Here is a 15,142-nt window from a genome sequence, read left to right as displayed (position 1 = left end):
TTGTGCCTAGAAGACGTCTTTGGCAAAAGGGAGTGTGTAGTATGAGATTTGTTATTGTTACAGGATTATCAGGAGCAGGAAAGACACAAGCAACAAGAACATTGGAGGATTTAGGATATTTTTGTGTTGATAACCTTCCACCAAAGTTAATCTCTAAGTTTGCAGAAGTATGCACGCAAAGTGGCGGAAATATTGAAAAAGTAGCATTAGTTATAGATATTAGAGGCGGAATTTTCTTTGAAGATTTTTTTGAAGCCCTAAATTACTTAAAGAAAAATGAATTTAAATACGAGATATTATTTCTAGAAGCAACTGATGAAGTGCTTATTAAGAGATTTAAGGAGACAAGGAGAAGCCATCCATTATCTCCAGATGGAAGAGTTTTGACTGGGATTACTCAGGAGAGAGAGAAATTAAGAGAAGTTAAAAATATAGCTGATATTATCATTGATACATCTAAATACGAAATAAGGCATTTAAGAGAAAAAATAAACAAGAATTATGGAGATCATACTTATCCTGAAAAGCAATTATCAATTACTGTATTAAGCTTTGGGTTTAAATATGGAATACCAGTGGATTCAGATTTGGTTTTTGATGTTAGATTTATACCAAATCCATTTTATATACCTGAATTAAAGCAGTATTCTGGTAATGATGAACCAGTTAAAGATTATGTCTTAAAACAAGAGGAGACTGTGAATTTTATAGAAAAGTTAGTAGATATGTTAAAATATTTAATACCTAATTATATAAAAGAAGGAAAGAGTCAATTAATTATATCTATAGGATGTACAGGTGGAAGACATCGCTCAGTCGCAATAGCAAATGAAGTTTATGAAAGATTAAATAAAGAAAACTATAATTCTAAAATAGAGCATAGAGATGTAGCTGAAGATCTTCATAAAGGAGAAAAGAAGCTATGAGGATAAAAGATTGGCTTAAGGCTGGAATTAAAGTGAAACGATGGCTAGCGTTTGGTATTTTCGGAATATTATTAATATCATTTGGATTTACAGAACTAGTTAACTATAGGGTTTACAATTTATATTACCAGGTTTTTTATGTGTTTTTAAATATTACAGGAATATTTGTTTTATATATATCAATTACTGAAACGATGAAATCAATAATTGCTTTAGTAAATAGAGGCTATATCAAAGTTTCTCTAGATAGCAGAAAAATTGAAAGTCTAATATATGAAAAAAGATTATTAGTAAAGGGTCCTAAGATAGTTGTAATTGGTGGAGGAACTGGTTTATCTACAATGCTTCGAGGGTTGAAGTACTATACATCAAATATAACTGCAATAGTTACGGTTGGAGATGATGGGGGCGGATCTGGAGATTTAAGAGAAGATTTAGGAATGTTGCCTCCTGGAGACATAAGAAACTGTATTTTGGCATTAGCTGATACGGAGCCAATAATGGAGGATTTACTTCAGTATAGATTTGCTGATGGAAGATTAAAGAATCAAAGCTTTGGAAATTTATTCTTGGCAGCTATGGCTGGAATATCTGACAATTTTGAGGAAGCAGTTCAGAAAATGAGTTCTGTATTAGCTGTAACAGGTAAAGTTATACCTGTTACTTTGGATAATATGCAATTAGTTGCAAAACTACAAAATGGTAATATAGTAAAAGGTGAATCGCAAATTCCAGAAGAAGCTATTGAACAAAAATCTAGAATAGAAGAATTAAAAATAGTTCCTGAGAATGCAAAAGCTCTTCCAGAGGCATTAGAGGCTATAAAGGAAGCAGATGCTATAGTAATGGGACCAGGTAGCTTATATACAAGTATAACTTCTAATTTGCTTGTTAAAGATATTGCAAAAGAAGTTAGGAAGAGTAGTGCTATCAAAATATACATTTCAAATATAATGACTCAACCTGGAGAGACTACAGGTTTTAAAGTGTCAGACCACTTAAAGGTTTTATTCAAATATGGTGGGAAAGATATTGTTGATTATGTAATTGCTAATACAGGAGAAATAACAGAGGAATTAAAAGAAAAATACCAAAAAGATGATGCGGAGCTTGTTAAATTAGATAGAGAAGACATTAATAGTCTAGGTGTAAAAATAGTTGGGGACGATTTAGTGAAAGTAAAAAATGGATTGATAAAGCACGATTCAGATAAGTTGGCAGAAATATTAGTAGATACAATAATGGAAAAGAAACTTTTATATGATAAGAAAAAGATAATTGAATATATGTATTTATCGCAACGTATTAAGGAAAGAGTCAGAGAAGAAAAAGGAAAAGTAATTGATTAATTATAAACTATAAGAAAATTTATAGATAAGGAAGGAAACAGAATGTCATTTTCATCTAAAGTTAAAGGAGAGATATGCAGATATATAGATATTTCGAAAGAAGAGGCGTTAGCAGAAATATCGGCTATTATGAAGGTTAGTGGTACATTAGCTTTTAGTGGAAGTGGACTTAGTTTTAAAATGACCACAGAAAACCCAGCTAGTGCTAGATTGATTTTTACACTTTTAAAGGATCACTTTAATATACATTCAAAGTTAATGGTGAAAAAGAGTAACTCCTTAAAGAAGAATAATATCTATATGGTAGTAATTTCTGAAGAAATGGGTGTTAGGGGACTATTAAGCGATACAGGAATACTTAAAGAAATTGATGGAATAATGAGCTTAGATTATAGAATAGAGGAGTATATTTTTAAAGACGAAGATATAAAAAGAGCATATATAAGAGGCGCATTTATCGGCGGAGGAAGCATAAGTAATCCAGAAAAAACTTATCATCTAGAATTTGTAACTCATAGTGAAGAATATGCAAAAGATTTATCGAATTTAATCAATACTTTCAGTTTAAATTCCAAGGTTATACAGAGAAAAAATAGTTTCATAGTATATATCAAAGAAGGAGAACAAATAGTAGATTTGCTTAATGTAATAGGAGCTCATTCATCGCTTTTAGAGATTGAAAATATAAGAATAATGAAGGAAATGAGAAATAATGTAAATAGACTTGTGAATTGTGAGACAGCGAATCTTTCTAAAACTGTAAATGCAGCTGTAAGGCAGGTTGAAAGCATAAAACTTATCCAATCACAGATTGGGCTGCAAAGATTGCCAGATAATTTAAGAGAAATTGCAGAGCTTAGATTGAATTATCCAGATGAATCTCTGAAGGAATTAGGAGAAATGCTAGATCCTCCAGTAGGAAAATCGGGAATAAATCATAGATTAAGAAAGATAGAAAAGATAGCAGAGGAATTACGAACAAGCAAATAATAAAATTAAAGGGAGAGGATATTATGTTTACACATATTGTATTATTTAAATTGAAAGAGCCAACAACAGAAAATTTGAAATTTGTAGAAAAGACTTTATTATCTATGAATGGAATGATCAAGGAATTAAAGCAGCTAGAAGTAGGGGTAGATGTAATAAAAAGTGATAGAAGTTATGATGTTGGAATTATAACAAGATTTGATAACAAGGAAGATTATTTATCTTATGACGTGAACGAATTTCATGTTGAAAAAGTTAAAAAGGTTATAGGGCCATATATGGAAGGCAGTAAAACTTTAGATTTCTAAATAACATATGGTTTAGGATTTATAGTTTAGTTAGAAAAATTCTAAAGAAACTGTAAATTTTAAACTATAAATTAACTGTTAATTTAAAGAGGAGGTGAGGATAATGGAAGAAAAACAATTTTGTCATTTACATTTGCATACAGAATATAGTTTACTTGATGGATCAGGAAAAATAGGAAAGCTCATGAAGAAGGCAAAAGAATTAGGCATGAAGAGTATTGCTATTACTGATCATGGAGTTTTATATGGGCTTGTAGATTTCTATAAGGCAGCAAAAGAAAATGATATAAAACCTATTTTAGGATGTGAAGTTTATGTCGTACCAAAGTCTAGACATATAAAGCAGCCAGACAAAGAGAATTCAACTTATCATTTGGTTTTATTAGTAAAGAATCAAATTGGATATGAAAATCTAATGAAAATAGTATCAGTTGCATCTATTGAAGGATTTTATTATAAGCCCAGAATAGATTATGAATATTTAAGAAAACATAGTGAAGGATTAATTGCTTTGAGTGCATGTTTAGGTGGTGAAGTACAATCTTACCATCTTAAAGGCAATTATGAAAAAGCAAAAGAGACAGCCTTAACATACAAAGAAATTTTTAATGGTGACTTTTATATTGAGTTACAAAATCATGGAATGGAAGAACAAAAGAGAGTAAATGAAGAAAATATAAAGTTATCTAATGAAACTGGTATACCACTAGTTGCTACTAATGATGTTCACTACATAAGCAAGGAAGATTCTAGATCACATGACGTACTAATGTGTATACAAACAGCTAAAACCATTGATGATCCTCATAGAAGAAGATATCCTTCAGATCAGTTTTATTTAAAATCAGCAGATGAAATGTGGGATATGTTTTCCTATATTCCTGAGGCTTTGGAGAATACCATTAAGATAGCCAATGAGTGTAGCTATGAATATAAGTTTCACGAATCTAAGCTTCCAAAATTTCCACTAGAAGAAGGTCAAGATCCTTATGAATATCTTAGAGATACTTGCTATAAAGGTCTGATAGATAGATATAGTGTATTTGAAAATCTTAGAAATCAGAGTTTGGACTATAGTAAAATTGAAGAAGTAGTAGCAAATTATGAAGAAGCTAAAGAATATGTTGATAGATTAGAATATGAGCTTCAAGTAATAAAGCAAATGGGATATATTGACTACTTTTTAATTGTATGGGATTTTGTTAGATTTTCCTATGAAAGTGGAATACCTACAGGGCCAGGTAGAGGATCCGCAGCAGGTTCAATAGTTGCATATACGTTAGGAATTACAAAAATAGATCCGATTAAGTATAGTTTAATCTTTGAACGTTTCTTAAATCCAGAGAGAGTATCCATGCCAGATATAGATAGTGATTTTTGTTATGAAAGAAGACAAGAAGTCATTGATTATGTAGTTGAGAAGTACGGAGCAAGTAATGTTTCGCAGATAATAACGTTTGGTACAATGGCAGCTAGACTATGTATACGAGATGTTGGAAGAGCTATGAATTATAGTTATGCAGAGGTTGATAGAATAGCTAAGATGATACCAACAATGCTTGGAATAACTATAGAGAAGGCGTTAGACTTAAATCCAGAGCTTAAATTAGCCTATGATACAGATGAAAGAGTAAAGGCGTTAATAGATGTTTCAAAGGATTTAGAGGGACTTCCAAGGCATTCTTCTACTCATGCTGCTGGTGTTGTTATAGCATCAAAGCCATTAGTTGAATATGTTCCATTACAGAAGAATGAAGAAATGATAGTAACCCAATTTGGGATGACAACATTAGAAGAGCTTGGGCTACTTAAGATGGATTTCTTAGGACTTAGAACGTTAACGGTTATGAATGATGCTATTAATATGATTAGAGAAAATAGAAAGATAGATATTGATTTAGATAAAATAGATTTTGAAGACAAAGAAGTATATAAAATGATAGGGGAAGGTAAGACTGCTGGAGTGTTCCAGCTTGAATCGCCAGGAATGACTTCATTCATGAAGGAATTAAAACCTGATTCATTGGAAGATATTATTGCGGGAATATCGCTCTATAGGCCAGGGCCTATGGCTGAAATTCCTAGATACATAGAAGGAAAGAAAAATTCAGAAAAAGTTACGTATTTAACTAAAGAATTAGAGCCTATATTAGGTGTTACGTATGGATGTTTAGTATATCAGGAACAAGTAATGCAGGCTGTTAGAGATTTAGCTGGATACTCCATGGGACGTAGTGATATGGTTAGAAGAGCTATGTCAAAGAAAAAACATAAAGTCATGGAGGAAGAAAGAAAAAATTTCATTCATGGTATTGTTGAAAATGATGAAGTAATAGTACCAGGATGCGTGAGAAATGGAATTTCAGAGGAAATAGCTAATAAAATTTTCGATTCTATGATGGACTTTGCTTCGTATGCATTTAATAAATCCCATGCAGCGGCATATGCAGTTGTTGGATATCAAACAGCATATCTTATGAAGTACTATCCAGTAGAGATGATTGCAGCAATGCTTAATTCAATCATGGGAATCAGTGAAAAGGTAGCATACTATATCGGCATAGCAGAAGAACTTGGAATACAAGTTTTACCACCTAATATAAACGAAAGTTTTTCAAAATTCACTGTTAAAGAGAACAAGATTAGATTTGGATTAGCGGCTATAAAGAATGTTGGAACTAATGTTGTAGCAAGCATAGTGAAAGCAAGAGAAGAAAAGGGTAAATTTGAATCGTTAGTTGATTTTATAAATAAAATGGATCCATCATCAATAAATAAGCGTGCAGTTGAATGTTTAATAAAGGCTGGGGCTCTAGATGATTTTGATGTTTTTAGATCTAAGATGTTAGCTGTTCATGAAAAATTAATTGATAATATATCTAGTGATAAGAGAAGAAATATTGATGGGCAAATAAGCTTATTTGCAAGTGAAGAATTAAAGAATCCAGAAGTAAACTATCCTAATATTAAGGAATTTACTAAGCGTAATTTATTAGCTATGGAAAAGGAGATGACGGGACTTTATATTACTGGGCATCCCCTAGATGACTATGCTCAAAGTCTGAAAATGCAGACAACAAATGAGATTTCTAAAATATTTTTAGTACAGGAAACCTTAGATGATTCTCTAGAGAGCGATATGGGTGAAATTAATATGTTTAACAGGCAGGATGCCTTACAAGATAATGATAGAGTAATCCTTGGAGGAATACTTGCTAGTGTTAATCAGAAGGTAACAAGAAATAATTCTATAATGGCATTCCTAAAACTTGAAGACTTAACTGGAACGATTGAAGTAATAGTGTTCCCTAAAACTTTGGAGAAAGTAAAAGAATTATGCGTAACAGATAGTTTGGTAATAGTTAAAGGAAGATTAAGTTTGAAAGAAGATGAACCACCAAAACTTATTTGTGAAAGTATAGAACCTTTAGAGAAGGTCAATACTTCAAAAGTATATTTAAGAGTCGATGATAAGGTGGCAGCTACTGTCTTAAGTAAAAAATTAAAAGAATTATTGATAAAGGAATATATTGGAGATACGCCTATTTATATATTTGAGAGCAAAGGAAAACAAAAGTTTAGGGTGCCAAGAGATAGATGGATTTCCCTAGATAGTGATGTTATGAATTTATTGAGACAAACTTTAGGAGATGAGAATGTTAAAGTATTAGATTCATAATTAGAAACGAGATGTGATTAAAAATTTAGTAAATATACAAATGAAAAATATTACAAAAATTAATATCACAAAAATTATATTATTTTATATAAATTTATCGATTATTGGTTATAATAGAGAAGACAAATTACGTTCATTGTTTTATAACACTAAAACTATTATAAAAATGCAGTTACTATCCTTGTTATAAATGAAGATAGCTTATATGAAAAAATATGATATTTAGCGGTGTATAGTCATAAATTCAGTAAAATAATTTTCAAATTATTTGTATTGTGAAATTTTTCATAAAATTTAGACATTTATTTTAGAATAATATCAGAAAATGGTTAAATATCATTGATAATTGGTTCAAATTTATGTACAATAATTCTTGATTAATAAATTATGGTTATATTATGTACACAAGGGTCATTTAAGGTCCCTTTGCGGTATTTTAAGGAGGAAATATATATTATGAAAAAGATAGCTGTGTTAACAAGTGGTGGAGATGCACCAGGCATGAATGCTGCAATTAGAGCAGTAGTAAGAACTGCGCTTCATAACGGAATTGAAGTTATGGGAGTACAAAGAGGTTATAGTGGACTTATTAATGGAGAATTATTCAGCATGGATAGAAATTCAGTATCTGATATAATCCAAAGAGGTGGAACAATTTTAAGAACTGCTAGATGTCCTGAATTCAAGAATGAAGAAGTAAGAAAAAAGGCTGCAAAAATATTACAAGCTTATGGTGTTGAAGCTCTAGTAGTTATAGGTGGAGACGGTTCATTTATGGGTGCAAAATTATTATCAAAGCTTGGAATTAAAACAATAGGTTTACCAGGAACAATTGATAATGATTTAGCTTACACAGACTTCACTTTAGGGTTTGATACAGCCTTAAATACCGTTGTAGATGCTATAAATAAAATTAGAGATACTTCAACTTCACATGAAAGAGTTTCAATTGTAGAAGTTATGGGTAGAGACTGCGGAGATTTATCTTTATATGCAGGTATCTGCGGAGGCGCAGAAGCAATTATAATTCCTGAAATGGAATTTGATAAAGATGCACTTTGTAGAACTATATTAGAAGGTAAAAATAAAGGAAAAATGCATAATCTAATAATGCTTGCAGAAGGAATTGGAGGAGCATTTGAACTTGCAAAGTACGTTGAAGAAGTAACTGGAATTGAAACAAGAGCAACAATCTTAGGTCATATTCAAAGAGGAGGAAGTCCTACTGCTACAGATAGAGTTTTAGCTTCAAGAATGGGAGCAAAGGCTATAGAAGTATTATTAAAAGGTGGAACTTCAAGAGTAATAGGAATTAGAGATAATAAAATAATAGACCAAGATATAGATGAAGCTCTTGATATGGAAAGCAAATTTGATAAAGAACTTTATGATATTGCTCAAGTATTATCATAATAATTTAGCTTATAGTTTATTTATATAAATTTTATAAATAAGGTACAATCAAAAAATAATGAATCAACATGCTTGCTTATTTTGCATATTTGTAACATTATTTTATTTTATGTGCCTAATCGAAGAAAGAGGAGTGTTAGTTTAATGAGAAAAACTAAAATGATTTGTACTATTGGCCCTGCAAGTGAAGATATGGAAATATTAGAGAAGGTTGTTCTTTCAGGAATGAATGCTTCAAGACATAACTTTTCACATGGAGACCATGAAGAACACGGTGGAAGAATTAAGAAAGTTAAAGAACTATCAAAGAAGTTAAATAGAGAAATTGCAATAATTCTTGATACAAAAGGACCAGAAATAAGAACTGGTAAATTTGAACCAAAGAAAGTTGAATTAGCTAAGGGTTCTGAATTTACAGTATATGCTGGAGATATGGATGTAGTTGGTGATACTACTAAATGTTCAGTTACATATGCAGGACTAGCAAATGATGTTAAACCAGGAAATACAATTTTAATAGATGATGGTTTAGTAGGATTAACTGTTAAATCTGTTGAAGGTAACGCTATTAAGTGTGAAGTTCAAAACACTGGATTCGTTGGAACTCATAAAGGAGTTAACGTACCAGGAGTATCAATCCAATTACCAGCTCTTACTGAAAAAGATAAATCAGATTTAATCTTCGGTTGTGAAGTTGGAGTTACTATGATAGCTGCTTCATTCATAAGAAAAGCATCTGATGTAAAGACTATCAGAGAAATACTTGATGCAAATGGTGGAGAAAGAATCCTTATCTGTTCAAAGATAGAAAACCAAGAAGGTGTTGATAACTTAGATGAAATCTTAGAAGCTTCAGACCTTATAATGGTAGCTAGAGGAGATCTTGGTGTTGAAATTCCAATAGAACAAGTTCCAGCAGTTCAAAAGATGATCATCAAAAAATGTAAAGCAGCTGGTAAACCAGTTGTAACTGCAACTCAAATGTTAGATTCTATGATGAGAAATCCAAGACCAACAAGAGCAGAAGTTTCAGACGTTGCTAATGCTATCTTAGATGGTACTGATGCAATCATGTTATCAGGAGAAAGTGCTAATGGAGATTATCCAGTAGAAGCTGTAGCTACAATGGCTAAGATTGCTGAAGAAACTGAAAAATCTTTAGAATATAAAGTAGCAGTTTCTCAAGCTAAAACACATATTCCAGCTATAGCAGGAGTTATTTCAAGAGCAGCTAGTAATGCAGCTAATGAATTAGAAGCAGCAGCAGTAATTACTTCAACTCAAACTGGTGCAACTGCTAAGAGAATTTCTCAATGTAGACCAGAATGCCCAATTATAGCTGTTACTCCAGATCCAATAGTTGCTAGACAATTAGCATTCTCATGGGGAGTATATCCAGTAGTTGCTGATAAAATGGAATCTACTGATGAAATGTTAGAAAGATCAGTTGAAATAGCTAAAAATAATGAATTTGTTAAATCAGGAGATATAGTTGTATTAGCAGCTGGAGTTCCTGTAGACCAAGTTGGTGCAACAAATCTTTTAAAGATTAGCGAAGTAAAATAATATTTGAAACATAATTTTTTAATATATATAAAGGGACTTTGGTAGGAATCTTACCAAAGTCCTTTTTTATTCTTTAGGAATTTATATTCAAGTAAAATCTGTGGATAACATAAAAAAGGTTGATTAAATAGTTTTGGTATTTAAAAAAGAATAAAAAAAGAAATCTTATTCGCCTGCATAAAATGTTCTTATATGCAGCAGAGCTGCTATTTCTGATGTGCAGATTTTTCTCACATGCGTTCGAAAAGGCAGATGCGTGAAAAAAATCTACACATATGAAAAGAGTGCGAAGCACAATGCGGAACTTAACCACAGTCGCCTGCGATTTTTTAAAATGGAAGGTTTTAAATAATCGTTAAACATAAAATACTATATACGTGCACTCAAGATAATAAGTATGTAATCAAATTTTAAAGAATATATAAAGTTAACAAAAAATTAACATTTAAAAATATGATATTTAATATATAATGTATATTATTGCTCTAAAAGAGAAATAATAATTTAATGATTATGGAATTAAATGGCAACTGATTCTGTATTAGCACCGCAAGGTGCTCTTTTTTTATTTTAGGAAAATTATATGATTTAATGGCACTAAGAGGTTGATTAAATTGAGATATCATAATTATCATTAATTATTTATTACCTGACAAAACAAATTCTAGCATGAGCAAATTATTTGATTTTTATGGGGAATTATTCAAATGTTAAATCTAAATATAATATTCATTATAAATGAGAATTTAATAGTTTAGGGTTTGTTCTTAATTGTATATAAGAATTTATAAATATCTTAAATAAATGAATAAGATATGATAAAATGTAGAAAGTATTTTTAAATATTAATTTGAAAATTATAGTTAAGAAATGATACTAACAATGAAGGATGTGTACATGTGTTAGAGAGAAATAAAGAGTATATTGTAAAAATAGATTCCTTAGGATATGAAGGTGAGGGTGTTGCAAAGATAGATGGATATCCAATATTTATACCAGGAGCTTTAATAGGGGAAACTGTAAAGACAGAAATAATCAAGAATAAAAAGAATTATTCTTATGGAAAGCTTATAGATATAGTAGAGAAATGTGACGAAAGAATTGTGCCTAAATGTGGGTATTATGAAAAATGCGGCGGTTGTACTCTAATGCATTCTAATTACGATTCACAATTAAAATTTAAATACAATAGAGTTAAAGATTGCATAGAAAGAATTGGTGGATTATCGGGGGATATAGTTAAAAGTACTATAGGGATGAAATTTCCTTACAGATATAGAAATAAAGGAATATATTCAATTGCATTGACAGACAATGAACTTTCAATGGGCTTTTTTAGTGAAAAAACACATGAAGTAGTTGATATGGATAAGTGTCTAATTCAAGATGAAGAAACTGATAAAATCATAAAAATAATAAGAAATTGGATGAAAAAGTATTCTATATTGCCTGCTAGGAAAGATAATTTGTTTTTTAGTGAAGGACTAATTAGAAATGTAATGGTGAGAAAGGGTTTTAAAACTAATGAGATTATGGTAATTTTGATTACTACCGATAAGGAAATTCCTAAGAAAGAAGAACTGATAAAGGATATTAGGTTAGAGGTTAAAAATTTAAAGGGAATAATTCAGAATATAAATACTAAAAATAATAGTTTAGTTCTCGGTGACAAGTGTATAACTTTGTGGGGGCAGGATTATATATCTGATTATATAGGTAAATATAAATTTAATATTTCGCCATTATCTTTCTTTCAAATAAATCCTATTCAAACAGAAGTACTTTATAATAAAGCTTTGGAATATGCAGATTTAAGCGGAAACGAGATTGTTTTTGATGCATATTGCGGTGCTGGTACAATAACATTATTCTTATCTCAGAATGCAAGAAAAGTCTATGGAGTTGAAATAGTAAAACAGGCGATAGATAATGCAGTAGATAATGCAGAAATAAATGGAATAGACAACTCGAAATTTTATGTGGGAAAATCTGAAGAAGTGATTCCAGAGTTAATAAAAAATGGAATCAAACCTGACATAATAGTTGTGGATCCCCCAAGAAAGGGATGTGATATCAATTTGCTAAATGCGATAGGAGAAGCTAAGCCTAAAAGAGTAGTGTATGTATCATGTGATCCTAGCACTTTAGCAAGAGATTTAAAACATTTAGAAGGGTTGGGATTTAAAACAATAGAAGTACAGCCTGTAGACATGTTTCCAAATACAAAGCATGTGGAAGCAGTAGCTAAATTAATTAGAAAATAGCTTGGATTATGTGCAGGCAATTCTATCAATTTGCCACCGCTAATGATTAATCTAATAAGCATTGCTAGATAAGAAAAAAATAAAATAGAAGATAATAGAAAAAAAGAGACTTTATTTTAATAAAATAAGGTTTTTCTTTTTATGGTTTTTAAATAATGGATTAGGATAAAGAACAAGGAAAAATTATGTTTGAATTGGTGACGGAAAAAGGCTGGGGTGAGGAGGGAGGAAAGATTTTTTTTGAAACTAACAAGTCTATTAATAATTATAATATAGATAATGAATATTTTGTTTTAAATCTAAAGTGGTAAATTAATGTATCATAACATTCAAAGAATATAGTCAAAACAATATTTGAGAATAACTAAGCAATTAATGGCGAGTAAATAGACGAATTTAAGTATAGAATTATTTATGAAAGACAATGATACGTATCATTCATAAGAGTAATAAATTATGATAATTTACTATGAAAGGAAGTGAAAAACTGACTTCAAACTTTAAGGTTTAATAAGCTATGAAAGTCGGGAATTGTTATGGAGAATACATGCAATGAAAAGAAACTAAAGGTTGCTATTATAGGATGTGGAGGTATTGCAAACGGAAAGCATTTACCAGCAATAAAAAAGAATCAAAATATAGAAATAGAAGCATTTTGTGATTTGATAGAGGAAAAGGCTATAGAAGCAAAAGCTAAATATGGCAAAGAAGAAAGTAGGATTTATACTGACTACAAACTTCTTTTAGCAAAAGAAAAAGATATTAAGGCCGTTTACGTCTTAACTCCAAATAAATCACACAGTTATATATCTATTGAAGCAATGAAAGCTGATAAGCATGTTATGTGTGAAAAACCAATGGCTAAAACATACGCTGAAGCTAAAGCTATGCTCAAAGTAGCGCAAGAAACTGGCAAAATCCTAACTATAGGTTATCAAAATAGATACAGAGCAGATTCAAAATATTTGAAAGCTGCATGCGAAAATGGTGATTTAGGTGAGATTTATTATGCAAAAGGACATGCAATAAGACGTAGAGCTGTTCCAACTTGGGGAGTATTTTTAAATGAAGATGAACAAGGTGGAGGTCCATTAATCGATATAGGTACTCACGCTCTTGATTTAACACTTTGGATGATGGATAATTATGAACCAGAGTGTGTACTAGGATCTGTATACTACAAGTTAGGGGATCAAACATGTACAGGAAATGCTTGGGGCGATTGGGATAAAGAGATGTTTACAGTAGAGGATTCAGCTTTTGGATTTATTAAGATGAAAAATGGCGCTACAATAAATCTAGAATCAAGCTGGGCACTAAATAGTCTTGATGTTGATGAAGCTAAAACTTCTTTATGTGGTACAAAAGCTGGTGCCGATATGAAAGATGGCTTGAGGATAAATTCTGTTAAGTATAATAAACAATGTATAGAAAAGCCGGCACTAGATGCTACTGGGGTTGCTTTTTATGATGGAGAAGAAGATAATGCTCCTGATATAGAACAAAGTACGTTCTATAATGCAATCATTAATGGTGATGAATTAGTGGTTAGGCCTGAACAAGCTTTAATAGTTACTCAAATATTAGAAGCAATATATGAGTCTGCTAAAACTGGTAAGGCTGTATATTTTAAATAATTAATAATATTATATTTTATGGAGTGAATTTATATGAAATTAGGTGTGTTTAATCCAGTTTTACAAGATAGATCTTTTGAAGATGCTTGTTCTTTTTTGGCAAGTAAAGGTGTACAAACAATTGAAATCGGTTGCGGAGGTTATCCAGGGAAACACCATTGTGACCCAGCAATTTTATTAAAAGATGAAGAAAAGTTTACCGAATTTAAATCTATTTTAGAAAGAAGCTGTTTAGAAATCAGTGGATTTAGTTGTCATGGCAATCCAATTCATCCAAATAAGGAAATAGCAAAAAAATTCGATGATGATTTGACTAATGCAATTTTAATGTGCGAAAAAATGGGAGTAAGAATATTAAACTGTTTCTCTGGCTGTCCTGGTGACAGTGAAACTTCCCAAAAACCCAATTGGGTTACTTGCCCATGGCCAGAGGATTTTATTGAAATATTAGATTATCAATGGAATAAAGTTTTAATTCCTTACTGGAAGGAAAAAGTGAAATTTGCAAAGGCTCATGGTGTAGATAAAATAGCCATTGAAATGCATCCTGGTTTTTGTGTATATAATCCTAAAAGTTTATTAAGATTGCGTGAAGCTGTAGGGCCAGAAATTGGTGCTAATTTTGATCCAAGTCACTTAATTTGGCAAGGAGTTAGTCCAGTGGCAGCAATTAGGGAGCTCGGAAAGCATAATGCTATTTTCCACTTTCATGCAAAGGATACAAAGATAGATGAAATAAATTGTCCAATAAACGGCGTGCTAGATGTAGGCCATTACGGCAAGGAAATTGAACGTTCTTGGATTTTTCGTTCTGTCGGCTATGGACATGATATTGGCTATTGGAAGGACATTGTTTCTGCATTGAGAATGGTTGGATATGATCATGCGTTGAGTATAGAACATGAGGATAGTTTGATGACAACAGAAGAAGGGTTGATAAAAGCAATAAATTGTTTAAAAGATGCAATTATTTTTGAAACTAAAGGTGATATGTTTTGGGCATAATTATA

The 15,142-nt window shown here is 31.1% G+C and carries 11 protein-coding genes; all 11 read left to right on the top strand.

All coding sequences use genetic code 11. From position 1 onward, the window contains the following. The first annotated feature begins 41 nt into the window (after positions 1–41). Positions 42–926, top strand: coding sequence for an RNase adapter RapZ (gene rapZ / locus AXY43_RS12595; protein WP_017212228.1), 885 nt, complete (start codon positions 42–44; stop codon positions 924–926). Then, positions 923–2,275: a gluconeogenesis factor YvcK family protein gene (locus AXY43_RS12590; protein ID WP_105411634.1), complete on the top strand. Its 1,353-nt coding sequence runs from the start codon at positions 923–925 to the stop codon at positions 2,273–2,275. The genes rapZ and AXY43_RS12590 overlap by 4 nt, the downstream gene beginning before the upstream one ends. 42 nt (positions 2,276–2,317) lie before the next feature. Then, positions 2,318–3,265 carry a DNA-binding protein WhiA gene (whiA, locus tag AXY43_RS12585; protein ID WP_017212227.1) on the top strand — a complete coding sequence of 316 codons (948 nt, stop codon included), beginning with the start codon at positions 2,318–2,320 and terminating at the stop codon, positions 3,263–3,265. 23 nt (positions 3,266–3,288) lie between these two features. Beyond that, entirely contained in the window at positions 3,289–3,573 is a 285-nt protein-coding gene (locus AXY43_RS12580) for a Dabb family protein (RefSeq protein WP_012061005.1), read from the top strand. Positions 3,574–3,676: 103 nt separating this feature from the next. Further along, entirely contained in the window at positions 3,677–7,252 is a 3,576-nt protein-coding gene (locus AXY43_RS12575) for a DNA polymerase III subunit alpha (protein ID WP_039773067.1), read from the top strand. Positions 7,253–7,708: 456 nt separating this feature from the next. Further along, positions 7,709–8,665, top strand: coding sequence for a 6-phosphofructokinase (gene pfkA, locus AXY43_RS12570; protein WP_012061003.1), 957 nt, complete (start codon positions 7,709–7,711; stop codon positions 8,663–8,665). A gap of 144 nt (positions 8,666–8,809) precedes the next feature. After that, the gene (gene pyk, locus AXY43_RS12565; protein WP_017212224.1) at positions 8,810–10,231 is read left to right on the top strand and encodes a pyruvate kinase; all 1,422 of its coding nucleotides are present in this window, start codon (positions 8,810–8,812) and stop codon (positions 10,229–10,231) included. Positions 10,232–11,130: 899 nt separating this feature from the next. Next, complete coding sequence (gene rlmD / locus AXY43_RS12560) at positions 11,131–12,495, top strand: 23S rRNA (uracil(1939)-C(5))-methyltransferase RlmD (RefSeq protein ID WP_105411633.1); 1,365 nt, start codon at positions 11,131–11,133, stop codon at positions 12,493–12,495. Positions 12,496–12,680: 185 nt separating this feature from the next. Continuing rightward, positions 12,681–12,806: a hypothetical protein gene (locus tag AXY43_RS28465; protein WP_023975988.1), complete on the top strand. Its 126-nt coding sequence runs from the start codon at positions 12,681–12,683 to the stop codon at positions 12,804–12,806. A 225-nt stretch (positions 12,807–13,031) separates the two neighbouring features. Continuing rightward, positions 13,032–14,132 (top strand): Gfo/Idh/MocA family protein, encoded by a 1,101-nt coding sequence (locus tag AXY43_RS12555; protein WP_105411632.1) that lies wholly within the window; start codon positions 13,032–13,034, stop codon positions 14,130–14,132. 33 nt (positions 14,133–14,165) lie between these two features. Then, entirely contained in the window at positions 14,166–15,137 is a 972-nt protein-coding gene (locus AXY43_RS12550; RefSeq protein WP_077867695.1) for a sugar phosphate isomerase/epimerase family protein, read from the top strand. The last annotated feature ends 5 nt before the right edge of the window (positions 15,138–15,142 follow it).

It is taken from the genome of Clostridium sp. MF28 (genome assembly GCF_002969175.1).
GTDB classification, from domain to species: domain Bacteria; phylum Bacillota; class Clostridia; order Clostridiales; family Clostridiaceae; genus Clostridium; species Clostridium beijerinckii.
Note: the sequence above shows the minus strand (reverse complement) of the source record. Positions and strands in the feature narration are given on the sequence as shown.